Genomic DNA, 16,595 nt, shown 5'->3' with positions numbered 1-16,595 from the left:
TTTGACAGGTTATCTACACAAGCATAGAAACCCAGAGATAGAATATATCTCCTTCAATATGAATTTAAGATAGTGGAAAATAAACACGACGATACCTCCTTTGATACCGCCGCATTTTCGTATGATATTATTAAATTCAATCTTCTCCGTTATTTACAGCGGCCTTATTTTGGATGTAATGTTATTATGTGCATAAAAAATTTATCTCCTTACCACAGACCTTTCGATTTCGTTTTTGAGAACGCTTTAAGCGAAAGACCAGCCTTCTGCTTGTTCCCTTATACTTATGAAACGCTGATATAGACCCTCTTGTTTTATTAGTTCCTGATGAGTTCCTTTTTGAACAACTTTCCCTTTATCAATTACAAGTATTTGATCTGCGTTCTCTATGGTTGCTAACCTGTGTGCAATAACAATTACTGTCTTTCCTTTAGTTAATTCTGTAATAGCTTGTTGAATCATATGTTCATTTTCCGGATCAATACTCGCAGTTGCTTCGTCAAGAATTATAATAGGGGAATTTTTTAGAATAGCACGTGCAATAGAAATTCTCTGCTTTTCTCCTCCGGATAAATTTGCTCCGCTTTCTTCAACAATAGTTTCATATCCATTTGGAAATGCTTCAATAAATTCATGACACCTTGCTTTTTTCGCTGCAGCTATAATATCTTCATAGGTCGCCTCAGGGTTACCAAACTTTATATTGTTTGCGATTGTATCATTGAATAGATAAACTTTTTGAAATACCATAGAAATATTGCGGAGAATACTTTCACATGTCATTTCCTTTATATTGTGTCCGTCTATTCGTATACTTCCTTTGTTCACATCATAGAATCTCGCAATTAAATTACATATAGTCGTCTTCCCGCTTCCGGATGGACCTACGATTGCGGTTGTAGCACCTTGAGGTAATGTGAAGCTAACATCTGATAAAACTGTTTTTTTATCATATGCAAAAGAAACATTTTGAAACTCTATATCATATGCATCTAAAGATATATCTTTTCCGTTCTTGTCAATTTCTTCTGCCTTCTGAATTGAATCAAGCTTGTCCAATGTCGCATTGATAACCTCAATTACATGGATAGCACTATTCACTTTTTCCAAGTGATTGAATAAAACAAACGAAAACATATCAAGCATAAGCATGACAAAAATAGGCATACTTCCATTCAAAGTAAGATATGCTGATGCAATAACTACGCCAATGGAAGTAGTTTTAAGAATTAACTGGTGTAAGCAATTATACGGACAATATTCTAACTCTAATTTTATGTTTACTTTTTTATGATTTTGAAATGCGTTCCTTATTCCTTCTACGGCTGCGCCTTCCTGCTTGAAGGCTTTTACGACTTGCATTCCTCTCAAATATTCTATTGTGTTTTCTACGATTTCATCTTGAGCTTTTTGATGTAATACTGCGTTACGGTGCGATATTTTTTCAAGTGCATACATAATGCATGTAGAAATAAGAAGTCCTATTAAGGATATAACTCCTGCTACCGGACAGAATATTGTCAAAGATATTATCATCACAACAACTGTTATATGGCCATTAACGACAATATCTATCATATGCATGCAGTACATCTCTATAAACGAAAGATCGGTTGTAGCAGCAGAAGATAATTCTCCTATATTATTGTGATTGAAGAATCCAAGCGATACTTTCTTGAAAAGATTTCCCAACTTAATGCGTTGCTCTGCCGTTGCCTCATATCCTACACTTTCTTGAGTAATTGCACGCAGATACGAAAAAACAAATCGTAATAATACACATACAATAACAGAAAAAAGGAGTTTCCATATCAATGTATGATCTAATGGCTCTTTTCCACTAAAGTCATTCAAAATGGCATTTAATCCATAAGACGCCAGCATAATCGGTAAAGCAGTAAATATTCCATTCAAAAAAGCAAAGATAAATCCTATATATACTCGTTTTTTATAGTTTCCAGTCCAATCAATCAACCTTTTTACAGTTCTGAACATGTGCTTTTCACCTCCTGTTTAGAATTTGCAGACCAATTTCTTGCCCCTATATGAGCTTCCCACATATTACGATAGAGGGGATCGAAATCTAATAGCGATTTATGTGTACCGACCGAATGAATTTCTCCATTTTTTAAGACAATAATTTGATTAGCGTTTGTTATAGTAGATAATCTGTGTGCAATAACAAAAAGTATTTTCCCTTTGGTTAGAGCAGATATTGATCGTTGCATTTTTTCTTCATTTTCTTGATCTGCAAAAGCGGTAGCTTCATCAAGAATAACTATAGGAGCATTTTTTAGTATCATTCTGGCAATAGAAATCCTTTGTTTTTCTCCGCCAGACAATCTATTTCCGGCATCGCCTGCTTGAGTGTCGTATCCATGTTCAAGCTTTTGTATAAAATCATCACAGCAAGCAGCCTTGGCAGCAGCATAAACTTCTTCATCCGTAGCGGATGGTTTGCCCATTCGGATATTTTCTTTTATTGAGCAATGAAAGAGAAAATTATCTTGAGTAACAAAACTTATTATGTCAGATAACTGAGATATAGGAATCTGACGTATATCTATACCACCAATAGTTATAGAACCTTCATCTACATCCCAAAACCGGGCTATAAGTCGTGCGATCGTAGATTTACCACTTCCCGAAGGCCCTACCAGAGCTGTAAAAGAGTCCTCAGGAACGGAAAATGTAATATTGGAAAGAACTTTATTATCTTTATTTTTACTATATGCGAAAGAAACATTTTTAAGCTCTATATTATGGTTCTCTATGGAAATTGCTTCTTTGGAATCAGGAAGTTCTGTTACATGTAGCAGCTTATCTACATCGTGAATCGCATATTCTACAGCCTTAATATTACTGACATGTAATGTGTAATTCATCAAAGGATCAACGATGCCCATTGAAAGAATAAAACACATTACCATGTTTTCAGGGGACAATGTACCGGTGGCATATAAAATCATTCCTACCGGTAGAGTTCCTAAAAAGGTGGATGGAAGCACCGAATTTCCAAAGTTCATTAGTTTCCACACACTTTTATACCAATTCAAAGTGTAATCCTTAAATGATTCTACGGCTTTTGAAAATTTTTCATAGGATGTTGAAGATTGGTTGAAAGCTTTGATTACTTCTATTCCTTCAACATATTCAACAATTACACCATTTACATAATTGCTGGATTCCATATAATCTGCATACTGTTTATTAAAGTTTTTCATCATACTAAAATATGCAAGAGCAGCAATCGGTACAGTTACTAACATTGCAAGAGCCATACGCCAATCTATGCTTATTAAATATATAAAAACAGCAATAGGTAGGCATAAATTAGAAATTCCTTCAGGAATCATATGCGCTAAAGGTAATTCGATTGTTTCAACTCTATCTACAATCACGCTTTTCAATTTTCCAACAGATTCTTCAACTACTGTTCCAAGAGGAGCCCTCATTAGCCGCTCGGCAAGAGCAAGTCGTATGTTCTCCAAAATACTGTACGCAGATGCATGGGACAGACTTGTAGAAATACCATGAAAAATATACCTAAAAGCATATCCGCATATAGCTATCAAGCTCCATACCCAAACATTAGAAATTGTAGCTGAACCGTCTATAAATGAAGTAATAATATGATAAACGCTCCAATAGGGTACAAGCCCTGATGCTACACTAACCAAAGCACATATAACAGATAATATAATTTTGCCTTTACATTGTGATGCAAAGGAGAAGACAATGGAAATCCAACTCCTTTTTTTCATTATTTATTCCTCCTTTAATAAAAAATAGAGAGTATCGTGTATTATTCGACACTCTCTATTCTATCAATGTTATATTTTTCATCTACTCTACATAGGTATGCTTAACTCCATTTAGATTTTAATTTTTCGATATTCCAATGGAGCCACACCTTTTATACTTTTGAACGCTTCCGCAAATTTACTGCTATTAGAATATCCCACCTCTCCTGCAATAGTTGAAACGGTTTTATCTGTTTCTGTAAGAAGTGTTGCAGCCATATTTATCCTGTATTTTTTCATATATGTGTATATTGCTGATCCATAGATTCCTTTGAAACATTCTTTTAATGATGATTCTGAAATATCAAATTGTCTCGCAAGTTCTTCAATCGTGTAATGATGTTCTGGTGCAGCCGTTATAAATTTTTTTATAGCTTTTATTTTTTCAACTTTGGTTTTATAAAAGTATGGTCGTTCTTTACGAACAGCGGATATATCCGCGATTTTTAATGAAACAAGAAGCTCCAAAATTTTAATTTTAAGATATTCTGATTTAATTGAATCTGGCACATTATAAATCTCGGAAAAAATATGATCGGTTAAAGAATCCCCATGTATAATACAAGGCTTCTCATTCAAAGAAAATTTTTTCTCCAAATCAAATAAATCTATGGAAAAAAGTTGTAACTGCTCCTTAACACTGCTTTCCATAATGTCTGTAACAGACAAATTGATTGTAATACCGTGATAATGGCTCAAAGGAAAACTGCAATAACGATATTCTGCAACATGCAAATTTTCAATCAAAATATCTCCCGGTTCTAAATATAAATATTCATTTGAGGCAGTTTCCGATTCCATTCTCCCTTCACTGCAATGATGAATACTAATATAATGACCGGGTTCTATTTTTCTTCCGGTTCCTTCCTCAGAATGAAAACTGTTATACATCAATGATATTCCCGGGTAAAGAGGATAATATATAACCGTACCATCCGCATTCCCACCATTAAGCTGATATACAGAACATAAATCATCTTTACAGAGTAATTGAAATTTTTGCTCTTTGAAAATTTTATCAATATCAAACACTACTATCACCTCGCTGTAGGAAAAATTTCTTTAAGCGTTCAGTTCCACTTAAATCTAAAGGATATTGCTCCTTCACCATTCCATTTTCTAAATGAAGTATATAAGTGCAGCAACTTGCTATAAGCTCATAATCATGAGTAACAACAAGTACAGTTTTTCCTATCTGTGATAAATCAGTAAGTTCTTTTGCAACATCTCGCATATGAAGAAGATCCAATCCACTTGTAGGTTCATCAAAAATCATAATTTCACGTTGAGAGGCCAAAGCACTTGCTATTGCTACTCTTTGTTTTTGTCCTCCTGAAAGTGAAGCCGGATGCTTTTCCTTGAATTGAAGTAATTCAATTTTTTTTAATATCAAGTCAATCTCCAATTCATCAGGTTTTTTCATACTTAATATCAATTCTTCATATATGCTTTCGGCAAAAAGTTGATGATTTACATCCTGCATTACCATATAGCAATAGGAAAGACGCTGTTTTCTATTTAACGCTTTATTGTTGATTGTTATTATACCCTTACATCTTTTTTCAAGTCCACAAATACATCTTGCAAAAGTTGATTTTCCGGCACCATTATTTCCTATAATTGCAATCACATTTGATGCCGGCAAAGAGAGAGAGGGAACTTGTAAAGCTTTATCTCTATTAGTGTATGAAAAGAAAAAATTTGAAAAAAGTATCTCATCCTCTCGCTTCATGTTCTTTACAGACAATGGAAATAATTTTAATTCAAAAGGGCGAAGCCCCATCTCTATTTGCTCGGACATAGATAATTTTTCAATATCCATACTGGTATATTCTTTTTGTATTCGTCCATTTTCCATATATATTACACGATCAAAGAGCCCGCTCAAATAATAAAGACGATGTTCAGCTATCACAATGGTTTTACCTTGACTTTTCCATATTGAAATCATTTTCCGAAGATCATCTGTTGAATGTGTATCTAAATTGGAAGAAGGCTCATCTAATACAATAATAGATGGAGAACTGACTGATACTGAGGCACATGCTATTTTCTGCTTTTCTCCTCCGGACAAATTAAAAATATTTTTACCGAGGAGATGATTTATATTAAACAGAGTAGCTGTCTCAAATACGCTGCTGATAATTTTATTTTCAGGTAATCCTTGGTTTTCACATGCAAAAGCTAATTCGCTTGTTGAATCCACATTGAAAAATTGAGTTCTTGGATTTTGGAACACACTTCCAACAAATTTTGAAATTTCATAAAGCGAAAGATTCCTGAGATTATGACTATCAATGATCACATCACCTGATAAATATCCATTATAGTAATTTGGAATAAGTCCATTTATCAAACGTGTTAATGTAGTTTTTCCACATCCTGATTGTCCACATAACAGGACAACTTCTCCGTTCGGAATTACAAGATTTATTTCATGCAAACCTCCAGACGCTTCTTCCGTATTATATTGGAAGTTGACATTTTTTAGCTCTATCATTTTTTCACCCTATTTCATCAAACCAGAAAACCGATCCAACATATGAGTGCTGCTATAATAAAAATAGCATCAATCATATTAAATCCTATCTTGCAAATATTTGTTCTTTTTGTTGGACTACCTAATCCGCGAGTAAGTGCGGCTGCCGATAGTTCTTCACCAATTTTTGTTATAGAAATCATTAGTGGAACAATACGATATTCCAACATCTTGATAGGGCTTCTAAAAGTTGTAATACCTCGCATTTTCATAGCATCCTGAATAGCTCTGTATTCTTCCTTTACTGTTGGGAAAAATCGAAATACCACAGACATCGGAATGATTATTTTTTCCGGGATATGCATCTTTTCCATTGAAGCAATAAATTCACTAACTGTTGTTGTATCAATAAGATAATATCCCATCACTATTCCCGGTAATATTTGCGTATATATTCCTAATACTGCACCTAACATAAAGCTAAATGCACCTTTTAATGTTGGAAACAGAAATATACTTAAACAAAAAAGTATCGTGTAAAATAAAAAAAACTTTAATGCAGCTTTTAATCGCATGGAAAAAAGCAACATCAGAATGGGAAATATGGCAGCCATAGGGCGAATATAAATCATCGCCCCATCAAATTTTCCTGCACACATAATAGTAGTTACTGTAATAGTTAAGAAAATTTTAGTGCGAGGATCAATATGAAAAATGGATTTTTGTTCAAATGGTAATTGCTTAAGATTTTCCATTAAGCGATACCTGCTTTTTTGAAATGTTTTTTAAGAACAGTTTTTCCCAATATCGCACCTAAAATTCCGCCAATAATACAAGATAAAACAAGAACTGGGTACATCCAATTTGGCGTAAGTGCTGCAAGTGCGTCTGCGTATTCTTTTCCATAACCCTTTTCCATAGTCATAAAGAACTCATTTCTCATGAAAAACAGCCTGCTGAAAAAGCCCATTGTTAAAATAGAAAAAACAGCATATCCGATTATTGTATACTTCATGCTCTGATATTTTCCCATTTTCATAATTATATCCGCTAAAAAACCGCAGACAATACAAAAGGATGCTACTAATAGTCCACTTCCCATAACTGTAAAGAGTATTGCTAAAATTATTCCTGTTATTGAAATCATGCCAAAACTTCGTACTTTTGTAACATAAAGCATAAATGGGATTCCACATGTAATAGGGCATATCAGTCCTAACAACACATCAAGAATAGGAATATATCCCAGCATCATTGTTGCAAAATAAATGACAAAATAAATGGTCGTAAAGATACCAATGTTAATTAAATCTTTTGCCTGTAATTTGTTGTTCATAATATTACCTCCTGTATCAGTTAGTGTTATCTAACACATATATTTTACTATACCATGCTCTAAAAAGGCTAACTACTCTATATAGGTAAAAAAAGCTCCAATTAGTTTATTTTTATTTAAGATATTAACGACCATTTTCTGAACAAAATTCTTTCCATATATATTTTTTATTAGATGTATTCTTTGGCAAAAAGTGAATTTCCGTTGTTGTAGAGATTAAAGAATAAGAAGAATAGCAAGCATAGGAAAGGGGTACCCTTTCCGTATTTTCAGCCCATTGCACGATTCGTGCTTGTCTGAAAATTGCCTGTTGGGAAGTGTCCCAAACCCTCTATGAAAACGGAAAGGAATTTTGCCTATGGAAAACAGAAAAAGAACTATACAGATTAAATTTCGTGTTACGGAAGAAGAACGCACTTTAATTGAAGAAAAAATGAAAATGGTGCCTACAAGCAACATGGAAGCGTACCTTCGGAAAATGGCAATAGACGGATATATCATTCAGATCGATCACAGCGATATAAAGAAAATGACGGCAGAGCTTCAAAAAATCGGTGTCAACATCAATCAGATTGCAAAAAGAGCAAATGTAACGGGGAATGTGTATCAGGAAGATATTGAAGAAATCAAAGGAGCATTAAAAGAAATATGGCGGTTACAAAGATTAAGCCTATTAAAAGCACACTGAAAAAAGCCCTTGAATATATCCAAAACCCCGATAAAACCGATGATAAAATGCTCATATCCTCTTTCGGATGCAGCTATGAAACCGCAGATATTGAATTTGCTTTTACACTTTCACAGGCACTTGATAAAGGAAACAATTTAGCCCATCACCTGATACAGTCCTTTGAACCGGGAGAAGTCAGTTTTGAGAAAGCCCATGAGATTGGAAAGCAGCTTGCGGACGCCGTAACGAAAGGTCGGTATGAGTACGTTCTTACCACCCATATTGATAAAGGGCATGTCCATAATCACATCATTTTTTGTGCCGTCAATTTCGTGGACTATCACAAATATAATTCCAATAAAAGAAGCTATTACGGAATAAGAAATATCAGCGACCGTCTATGCTATGAAAACGGCTTATCGGTCATCACTCCGGAAAAAGGACGAAAAGGAAAAAGCTATATTGAATATCAGACAGAAAAGACAGGCACAAGCTGGAAAGGAAAACTGAAAAAATCAGTTGATCTTCTTGTTCCTCAAGTATCGGATTTTGAAGAGCTGTTACAAAAGCTGCAGGCTTCCGGCTATGAAATCAAGCGTGGAAAATATATTTCCTGCAGAGCACCCGGACAAGAACGATTTACAAGACTGAAAACGCTCGGAGCAGATTATACGGAAGAAGCCATCAGAAAACGCATTGCAGGAATCAAGAGCCACACCGGAAAGAAACTGACACAGGAGAACGGAATATCTCTGTTGATTGACATTGAAAACAATATCAAGGCACAGCAATCGGCAGGCTATGAGCATTGGGCGAAAATCCACAATCTGAAACAGGCAGCAAAGACAATGAATTTCCTTACAGAAAATAACATTATGCAGTATGAGGATTTAATAACGCGTATAGATGAAATGGTTCTTGACAGTGAACAGACAGCAGACAGCTTAAAGCATGCGGAAAAGAAACTTTCCGATATGGCTGTTATGATAAAACACCTATCTACCTATCAAAAGACAAAGGCTGTTTACAGAGGATATATCAAGGCAAAGGATAAGGAAGCATATAGGAAGAAGCACGAAAGCAGCCTGATTCTTTATGAAGCATCAAAAAAGGCACTAAAGAACGCAGGTATTACAAAACTTCCGGATCTTGCCACTTCGCAGAAAGAATATACTTCCCTGCAAAAGCAAAAGGAAACCTTGTATTCCGAATATGGAAAGCTGAAAAAGAAAATAAAGGAATATCAGCAGATCAAGCAGAATGTAGACGCGATTTTGCAAAAAGAAAATACAGGTAGGGAGCATACAAAATCCCTTGAATGATTCTTTTTGTGGATGGGCTATATATTTCATGGTATGATAAGGCTAACTAAAGAAACGGGATAGACAATACATTTAAGGACGGAAAGCAGTTCCCAGAAAAAAAGGAGCTGATATTATGACACGCGAAGAAATATGGAAAGATTTTTTTAAGAAAGTAATAGTGCCTGTTCTGCTGACGGCATTTCTCTTTTATTGGGGAAAAAACATATTTACGCAAAACGGAGAAACAAACTATTTCTATATATGGCTGTTTTGCGGCGTTCCATTTGGCATTAGAAGAATGTTTTTATGGCTGATTCCTGTAAATCATGACTTTACCGCAACCGTAGGAATATTTGCCGTAAATATCATTGTAGGCGGTCTGATAGGCTGCATCGTGATTGTATGGCAGCTTCTTGTTGCCGCATGGTATATTCCCCTTACGATATACAGGCTTGTAAAATAATAAAGTGTAGAAGGAAGTGTTTACATGGAAAAAAGAGAAAGCATTATCCGAAGCTGGTTTGATATGTGGCTTCATAAAGAAGATACGAATATTCAAGATTTATTTGATGAAAGTGCCGTGTATATAGAAAGCTGGGGTCCGGAATATCATGGAACAGAAAAAATCAAGCATTGGTTCTATGAATGGAATACTCGCGGAGATGTTCTTAAATGGGATATTAAAAAGTTCTTTCATAAAGAGGATCAAACGATTGTCTTTTGGTTTTTTGAATGTGAAATGAAAGACGGCACAAGACAGAGTTTTGACGGAATATCGGCTATAACATGGAGTATGAATGAAAAAATAGTAAAGCTTCAGGAATATGGCTGCAATACGGAAAGATATGATCCTTATGCAAATAGTGAAAATCCCGTATTCAGAGATGAAAAATCGTTATGGTTCTAAAAAAATAGCGGACACGGCAACCGGAGATTCATGGCTGCCGTGTCCGTTTTTCTTTGGATAAATTTTTTTATGTTACGCAGTAAAACCTCATTTTTAAGGGTATAGGTATCACAATCCCTGTCTTAAGCTTAAAAGCTCTTAAAAAACAAGATTTTACAAAGCATTTATACCCTCTATTTCGTAACAAGGCTACGCTTTTTCCTCATACGCTCCGCCGCCTGCTTTCTTGTGATTTTCTTTCTGCAATCAAGACAATATTTCGCATGATTGGATTTTGAAGCAAAAGGGGCACCGCATACTGTACAGCGGCGTTTTTCCTCCGGGGCATAAAGTTCTGCAAAAAGCTCTCTGTCAAGCGGAAGAACCGCATCAGAAAACCACCTGCAAAGAAGCGAGCAGGAAATCAGCTGCGGGCAGGAGCAAGGATCTCCATCGTCAAGCAAAATGCAGTTTCCGCTATCAAAATTACAGCATTCTTTTCTTACAAGACGATTGACACGCTTTACCTGTTTAGGGGAAAGCGATTTTGCTTTTCTCATATTTCATCAGCGGGTTCAATGGAAAGCGTGGCAAATTCCTTATCGGATAAGCTGTTTAACTTTTTGACCGTACGCTTTGCAAGCTCCCGCATATCACTGTCCATAAAAGAAAGTGCGAATGCGATTTTCTCCGTTACTTCCTCTTTGGATTCTCCCTTGTAAATAGCAAGTAAATTCATTTCTTCCACTGTAAAAGGATTCATTTTCATACCTCCAATTCCTGATTTTTTGTTTTCGTGTTATGTTTTTTCTGTGCAGGATTTTTCTGTGCTTCCTTTAGCTGCGCTCTGATAGACGGTTTTTTCTCCGGTTCATCAGAACTACGATTCTCCGTTTTCACCGCTTTTACAAGCTCGGTAAGGGAAATGGATTCTCCAGCCTTTACTTTCTGCTCAAGCTCATCTACGGTTGGCGTAGGCGGAGTATTATTCACAATTCCGTCAATCATGTTGTAATTCTGCTCGGTGGATTGCTCTGCAGCTTTCAGGTAGTTTTCCGGTTTTAGAAATTCCGGTGCTTCCCTGTAACCGAAGCGGTCTACATAGTGGGCGCTGACCTTGCCGTCCCTATGAAGTACAACCACATCGGAAACGGAAAGACTGTGCCCGTAAAAATCCTTTGGATGATCCACATTAAAGCGGGTGTAAATATCTTCAAGAGAAAGTCCTTTCGTAAGCTCCGCCTCATATACCTTGACATAGTTCTCCGGATTCAAAACCTGTCCCGATTCTTTCAGGCGGTCATAGGATTCAAATTGAAGCTCTCTTGTTTGCTCGCCGCGTTTCAGCTGATAAATTCTAAAAGTATCTTTTTTAGGCTCGGTATTTTCGGTCTTTGCATAAAGCTCTTTGACTTGCTCCCTTGTCAGCTTCCCGGAATGCACCTCATCCAAAAGCTCTGTGCAGCGTTCCTTTGTGCCGGAATATAAGATTTCACAGCTTGTCTTGCCGTTTTCCTTTACGATATAGGCTTCAAGGCGAAAGTTTTTCATGCTGTCTTTTTCAGCAGTATCTTCCAGCACCTTATAGATATATTCCGGGGCAGCTTCTTTTTTGCCTTCCTTTCTGAACTTTCGTTGAAGCTCTGTAACGCGTTTTCCCGTAAGGGGCTTTATGCTGCTGATACTATCCGCCGCATACATCGCATTGCTGTTTAGCTGTCTTTGCCACGCGGAAGCCTTCGGCGACCAGCGAAAGCCGTTTGCCTTTAATTCATCACGGATTTTTCCGTCCGGTTTTTCATCAAAGAAAAGCTGCAGGCGGTTATCCTTTACGTTGATTTCGGCTCTGCCTCCTGCAAAGTCCCAGCCTGTGTATAGCGTTTCTTTATTTACGGAAAGACTTTGAATACGTGTTTTAATTCTCCTGATTTCCGCACTGTTATTAGACAGAGCCCATGACGGATAGGGCTTATCCTGAATGTCTCTGATTTCCATCCTTGCCTTTAGCTTTTCGATTGCTTCACCGTCAAGCTCCGGGCAACCATCAAGAGTTTTATTTTTTCGGTAATAGGCATTGACCGCCTTCATGGTTTCCTGCGCCTTTGTCAGCTTTTCAAGCTTTGCATTTAATTTTTTTACAGCATTCGGATCATCTGCACTGATTCCGCCCATTCCGGTGCTTCTGATTTTTTCAAGAAGCCCCTGAATCTCTTTCCATTCTCCATAGTTTTTATCACGGGCAGCGTTTTGTTTTTCTTTCTTTCGCACAGGGAAATTGGAACCTCCCGCAATCAGTACAGAGGGAACGCGTGCGTCAATGGCAAAGCCGTTATTCATATTTGCCGCAAGTCTTTTCGCATAGGTATCAAGCAGGGCATCGATTTTATCGTGAAAGGACGGATCAACTCTCTTTTTCTGATTTTCTGCAATTTCCGCCGCCCGATCCACAAGACTTTTGTATTCAAGGGTTGCGCTTCCCGGCATGTAGTCGGAAAAGCTGTTCATTTCCTTTGCCCTCTTTGCCGCAGCCTCATTGATGGGATAATAGCTTGCTTTTGTGCCTACATCCTTTTTCTGTGAAGCTTCCTCCTGCATCTGTTCAAAGTCATTTACAGAGATTTCTTCTAATCCCTTTTCGGAAAGCTCGTGCATTTTTAGGATTTCATCACAGGCTTTTTCAATGGAGAGTTCCGGGTTATCAAGCTGTCCGCCGTCAAGGTCTGTAAAACCCGGCTGATACAGTGTATAGTCATAGCCTGTTTCAGAAACTTGGATATAGAGATAATTTCCGCTTTCAAGACGGTAAGCTGCTTCCTGTTTTTCTTCCTGCGGGGTAGGCTCCTCGTCCTTTTCTGAAAGCTCATGTTCTTTTTCTCTTTGAAGCGCCTTAAAATGCTCATCTATGCTGTCAATCAGCTCAGATGCGGCAAGGCGGACGGTTTCAAGGGAGCCCTTAAGCTCGGTAAGCTCCCTGCCGCTGCTCCAGCCGGCAACATATCCGAAAGAATACTCGGATGTATCAAGTCCGTAATGCTGGCATACGCTGTAGGCGACGCTTTCCGCTTCAACCTCGCGGGTACGTTGATCGGGTCTTTTTTCCTTTTCCTCTTTTGGAGCATTTAGGTCAATATCATGCAGCTTTGCATGGGCGATTTCGTGAATTGCGGTTTTTAGTGTTTGAAGCTCGCTCATATCATCGTCAATGGCAATTCTTTTTTCTGCAAGGTGATAGTAGCCGTGAGCACTTCCCTCGATCTGTTCAAGGGCAATCGGAACGGGAGAAGCCTTTTTCAGCGCTGCAAAAAAGTCTTCATACTGCGACACATCGCCTGTCAGCTCATTTACTCCGATAGAGGGAAGCTCTCTACCTTCCGTCTGCGATACATCAAAAACGGACACCACCTTGTAGGCGGGAATCGTGATTTCTTTTTCTTCGGTCAGTACATTTCCGTCCGCTCCGATGACAGGCATATTGGTTTTCGGATCAAGCCTTTCCATTTCCTGCTTTACCTTAAAGGGAGCAGGTGCAATAATGCGGATTCCTTTTTCTCCTTTTTTGACAGTTCTTCCGTGGGTGTTTTTCCATGCATTAAAGCCTGCAATGAGAGAAGCGTCAGGTTTTTGCATAGCGATTAAGAGGGTATTGTTAAAGCTGTAATGATGAAATTTTGACATGACGCGAAGATATTCCTTGTACCTTTCGCTTTCAAAGACTTCTAAAATACCTTGCTCCAAACGATCCGTGATTTCTTTCAGCCTGTCCTTTTGGTTTTCAGAGGTAAGGGTAATCGGCTGAACCTCTTTTGACTTTTCCGTTTTTTCCATATATGGCATGGTTTGTTCTCCTTTCGTTTTTTAAGGGTCTGGGACTATCCCGGAAAATATAAACCTCCGCCGCCGCATCTGCAGAAAACAGAGATTTTTTACGGAAAGGGTACCCCTTTCCTATGCTTGCTATTCTTCTTTTTTCTTCCTATCTATCTCAATACGATAGTTTACATACTTTTCTCCGGTATCGGAAAGAACCACATTGCCGTCATAGGTTTTGCCTGTTTTGGGAGAGTAGATATTCTTTACTTTAGCTGTCTTATCTTTCAGAAGTTCCCTTGCAAGTTTGGGCGTAAAGGTGATTTTCCTGTCCGTAAAGAAGCGGTCATTCTTCCACATGGCAAAGCGGCAATCCCTGTTACTGCAATAATAGTTTTGCTTTCCCTCATAGACGGGATTTTGACAACGCGGGCATACGCCGATTATCGTTTTTTCCTCCTTGAATAAGCCCGTTTTCACTTTTTCGGCATTTATATTTTCGATAAGCTCTTTTGTCAGCGTTTCGATTTTTTGCATAAAACTGTCTGCAACCGCTTCTCCCTTTGCAATCCTTGAAAGCTCGTTTTCCCACTCGGCTGTAAGAAACGGAGAGGTAAGCGTTTCAGGAAGTACAGAAATCAGATTCATTCCGTCTTTTGTAGGGATGAGTTGCTTTCCTTTTCTCGTAACAAAGCCTGCCTTGATGATTTTTTCAATAATGGCTGCACGGGTTGCCGGAGTACCTAAGCCTTTACGCTCTGCGTCCTTTGTAGTTTCCTTATTTCCTGCGTGCTCCATTGAAGATAGCAGTGTACTTTCCGTATATGGCTTTGGGGGAAATGTGTCATGCTCTGTAACATTTACAGGGAAGTTTTCAAAATGCTGTCCTTTCCTAAACACAGGGAGTTCTTTTTCTTCCTGAACTTTACTGTCCGGTTTTTCCTTTAGGCTCATTAGAAAAAGCTGTTCCGTTTCTTTCCATCCGGAAGATAACACGGTTTTTCCCTTTGCCGTAAAAGTAAGCTCTGTGCAATTAAATATCGCAGTAACCGTTTCATATACATGAGAAGAAGCGGTTGCTATGAGAAGCCTTGTACCTACAAGAAAGAGGATGTTTCGTTCACTTTCTGGAAGCATGAAAAGATCCGTCTTTTCAAGCTCCGTTGTGGGAATAACGGCATGGTGATCCGATACCTTTTTGCTATTAAGAATAGATTTTACTTTCGGTGTAAAGGAAGCGTCATTTATAAAGGAAAGTTTTGAAAAAAGCATTTGAATAACCGCTTCCGCCGTTTCCTCCATATCGTCCGTCAGGTAATTGCTGTCCGTTCTCGGATAGGTCAGAAGCTTCTTTTCATAAAGGCTCTGCGCAAGGTCAAGGGTCTGCTTTGCGGTATATCCGAAAATGCGGTTTGCTTCCTTTTGAAGTGCGGTAAGGTCAAAAAGCTTCGGCGGCAGCGCTTCCTTCTTTTCATGGCTAACAGAAGTGCAGACTGCACTTTTTCCTTTGCAGGCCTCGGCGATTTCTTCCGATTTTTCTCTGCTTGAAACCTTTTCGCTGATAGCTTCCGCATCTCCTAAAGTAAGGCACACATGGTAATATTTTTCTTTCTTGAAATTGGTAATCGCGTCATTTCGATCTACCAGCATTTTTAAGGTCGGGCTCTGCACCCGTCCCACATTTAAGGTATGGTTATATAAAAGGGAAAACAGGCGTGTCGCATTGATTCCGACAAGCCAGTCCGCCTTTGCTCTGCATAGGGCGGAAAAATAGAGATTGTCATAATCGTTTCCATCCTTTAGATCGTCAAAACCTTTCTTTATTGCGGATTCTTCCATTGAAGAAATCCAAAGTCTTTTTACAGGCTTTTTGCAGCCTGCTTTTTCCATAACAAAGCGGAAAATGAGTTCTCCCTCGCGTCCTGCGTCGCACCCGTTTATCACCTCTGTAACATCGTTTCTGAAAAGAAGTGCCTTTAATACTAAAAACTGCTTTTTCTTATCCTTTGATACGGTAAGTTGCCAGCTTTCAGGAAAAACAGGCAAGGCTTCAAGGTTCCATTTTTCGTACTTGCTTCCATATGCGGACGGCTCGGAAAGCTCTACAAGATGTCCGATGCACCAAGATACAAGAAAGTCTTTTCCCTCCATATATCCGTCCTTTTTCGTTTCTATTCCAAGTGCGGACGCTATTGTCATTCCGACACTCGGTTTTTCACATATAATAAGTTTCATTTTCTGATCCTTTCTAAAGCTCCGGTTCTCTTTTTTCTTTTATTTTCCTGATACAGTACCCGATGCAGGGGGTCT

Annotated in this window: 14 protein-coding genes; 4 read left to right on the top strand and 10 right to left on the bottom strand. The window is 38.0% G+C overall.

Features of this window, described 5'->3' with window-relative positions:
* Positions 1-246: 246 nt before the first annotated feature.
* The 6 genes from QU661_RS00395 to QU661_RS00370 form a co-directional block, all read right to left on the bottom strand.
* The gene (locus QU661_RS00395) at positions 247-1,995 is read right to left on the bottom strand and encodes an ABC transporter ATP-binding protein (protein WP_304989809.1); all 1,749 of its coding nucleotides are present in this window, start codon (positions 1,993-1,995) and stop codon (positions 247-249) included.
* Entirely contained in the window at positions 1,980-3,764 is a 1,785-nt protein-coding gene (locus tag QU661_RS00390; protein ID WP_304989808.1) for an ABC transporter ATP-binding protein, read from the bottom strand. The genes QU661_RS00395 and QU661_RS00390 overlap by 16 nt, the downstream gene beginning before the upstream one ends.
* A 111-nt stretch (positions 3,765-3,875) precedes the next feature.
* The gene (locus tag QU661_RS00385) at positions 3,876-4,835 is read right to left on the bottom strand and encodes a helix-turn-helix domain-containing protein (RefSeq protein ID WP_304989807.1); all 960 of its coding nucleotides are present in this window, start codon (positions 4,833-4,835) and stop codon (positions 3,876-3,878) included.
* Positions 4,828-6,303: an ABC transporter ATP-binding protein gene (locus QU661_RS00380; RefSeq protein WP_304989806.1), complete on the bottom strand. Its 1,476-nt coding sequence runs from the start codon at positions 6,301-6,303 to the stop codon at positions 4,828-4,830. Before QU661_RS00380 ends, QU661_RS00385 begins: the two co-directional genes overlap by 8 nt.
* A 17-nt stretch (positions 6,304-6,320) precedes the next feature.
* The gene (locus QU661_RS00375; protein WP_304989805.1) at positions 6,321-7,037 is read right to left on the bottom strand and encodes an energy-coupling factor transporter transmembrane component T; all 717 of its coding nucleotides are present in this window, start codon (positions 7,035-7,037) and stop codon (positions 6,321-6,323) included.
* Complete coding sequence (locus tag QU661_RS00370) at positions 7,037-7,618, bottom strand: MptD family putative ECF transporter S component (RefSeq protein ID WP_304989804.1); 582 nt, start codon at positions 7,616-7,618, stop codon at positions 7,037-7,039. Before QU661_RS00370 ends, QU661_RS00375 begins: the two co-directional genes overlap by 1 nt.
* 358 nt (positions 7,619-7,976) lie before the next feature.
* Between QU661_RS00370 and QU661_RS00365 the strand changes: the two genes are divergently transcribed.
* The 4 genes from QU661_RS00365 (at position 7,977) to QU661_RS00350 (ending at position 10,499) form a co-directional block, all read left to right on the top strand.
* Positions 7,977-8,306, top strand: coding sequence for a plasmid mobilization protein (locus QU661_RS00365; RefSeq protein WP_304989803.1), 330 nt, complete (start codon positions 7,977-7,979; stop codon positions 8,304-8,306).
* Complete coding sequence (locus QU661_RS00360) at positions 8,267-9,610, top strand: relaxase/mobilization nuclease domain-containing protein (protein WP_304989802.1); 1,344 nt, start codon at positions 8,267-8,269, stop codon at positions 9,608-9,610. The genes QU661_RS00365 and QU661_RS00360 overlap by 40 nt, the downstream gene beginning before the upstream one ends.
* Before the next feature lie 115 nt (positions 9,611-9,725).
* Positions 9,726-10,055: a DUF6050 family protein gene (locus QU661_RS00355; protein ID WP_304989801.1), complete on the top strand. Its 330-nt coding sequence runs from the start codon at positions 9,726-9,728 to the stop codon at positions 10,053-10,055.
* Between the two features lie 24 nt (positions 10,056-10,079).
* Positions 10,080-10,499, top strand: a complete 420-nt coding sequence (locus QU661_RS00350; RefSeq protein WP_304989800.1) for a nuclear transport factor 2 family protein — start codon at positions 10,080-10,082, stop codon at positions 10,497-10,499.
* A gap of 173 nt (positions 10,500-10,672) precedes the next feature.
* Here QU661_RS00350 and QU661_RS00345 read toward each other — a convergent pair whose 3' ends face one another.
* The 4 genes from QU661_RS00345 to QU661_RS00330 form a co-directional block, all read right to left on the bottom strand.
* A complete protein-coding gene (locus tag QU661_RS00345) occupies positions 10,673-11,038 on the bottom strand; it encodes a cysteine-rich VLP domain-containing protein (protein WP_304989799.1) in 366 nt (121 codons plus the stop codon).
* Positions 11,035-11,241: a transposon-transfer assisting family protein gene (locus tag QU661_RS00340; RefSeq protein ID WP_304989798.1), complete on the bottom strand. Its 207-nt coding sequence runs from the start codon at positions 11,239-11,241 to the stop codon at positions 11,035-11,037. The genes QU661_RS00345 and QU661_RS00340 overlap by 4 nt, the downstream gene beginning before the upstream one ends.
* A 2-nt stretch (positions 11,242-11,243) precedes the next feature.
* Positions 11,244-14,312, bottom strand: coding sequence for a YodL domain-containing protein (locus tag QU661_RS00335; protein ID WP_304989797.1), 3,069 nt, complete (start codon positions 14,310-14,312; stop codon positions 11,244-11,246).
* Positions 14,313-14,432: 120 nt separating this feature from the next.
* Positions 14,433-16,520, bottom strand: a complete 2,088-nt coding sequence (locus tag QU661_RS00330; protein WP_304989796.1) for a DNA topoisomerase 3 — start codon at positions 16,518-16,520, stop codon at positions 14,433-14,435.
* Positions 16,521-16,595 lie beyond the last annotated feature (75 nt).

The sequence above is a fragment of the Mogibacterium neglectum genome (assembly GCF_030644205.1).
Classification (GTDB): Bacteria; Bacillota; Clostridia; order Peptostreptococcales; family Anaerovoracaceae; genus Mogibacterium; species Mogibacterium neglectum.
The sequence above is the reverse complement of the archived record's forward strand: the minus strand, read 5'-3'. Positions and strand labels throughout refer to the sequence as shown.

Bases quoted from the DNA above. Each gene is read 5' to 3' on its own strand.
- QU661_RS00395 (WP_304989809.1), bottom strand. From the start codon at position 1,995: ATGTTCAGAACTGTAAAAAGGTTGATTGATTGGACTGGAAACTATAAA.
- QU661_RS00390 (WP_304989808.1), bottom strand. From the start codon at position 3,764: ATGAAAAAAAGGAGTTGGATTTCCATTGTCTTCTCCTTTGCATCACAA.
- QU661_RS00380 (WP_304989806.1), bottom strand. From the start codon at position 6,303: ATGATAGAGCTAAAAAATGTCAACTTCCAATATAATACGGAAGAAGCG.
- QU661_RS00375 (WP_304989805.1), bottom strand. From the start codon at position 7,037: ATGGAAAATCTTAAGCAATTACCATTTGAACAAAAATCCATTTTTCAT.
- QU661_RS00370 (WP_304989804.1), bottom strand. From the start codon at position 7,618: ATGAACAACAAATTACAGGCAAAAGATTTAATTAACATTGGTATCTTT.
- QU661_RS00365 (WP_304989803.1), top strand. From the start codon at position 7,977: ATGGAAAACAGAAAAAGAACTATACAGATTAAATTTCGTGTTACGGAA.
- QU661_RS00360 (WP_304989802.1), top strand. From the start codon at position 8,267: ATGGCGGTTACAAAGATTAAGCCTATTAAAAGCACACTGAAAAAAGCC.
- QU661_RS00355 (WP_304989801.1), top strand. From the start codon at position 9,726: ATGACACGCGAAGAAATATGGAAAGATTTTTTTAAGAAAGTAATAGTG.
- QU661_RS00350 (WP_304989800.1), top strand. From the start codon at position 10,080: ATGGAAAAAAGAGAAAGCATTATCCGAAGCTGGTTTGATATGTGGCTT.
- QU661_RS00345 (WP_304989799.1), bottom strand. From the start codon at position 11,038: ATGAGAAAAGCAAAATCGCTTTCCCCTAAACAGGTAAAGCGTGTCAAT.
- QU661_RS00340 (WP_304989798.1), bottom strand. From the start codon at position 11,241: ATGAATCCTTTTACAGTGGAAGAAATGAATTTACTTGCTATTTACAAG.
- QU661_RS00335 (WP_304989797.1), bottom strand. From the start codon at position 14,312: ATGCCATATATGGAAAAAACGGAAAAGTCAAAAGAGGTTCAGCCGATT.
- QU661_RS00330 (WP_304989796.1), bottom strand. From the start codon at position 16,520: ATGAAACTTATTATATGTGAAAAACCGAGTGTCGGAATGACAATAGCG.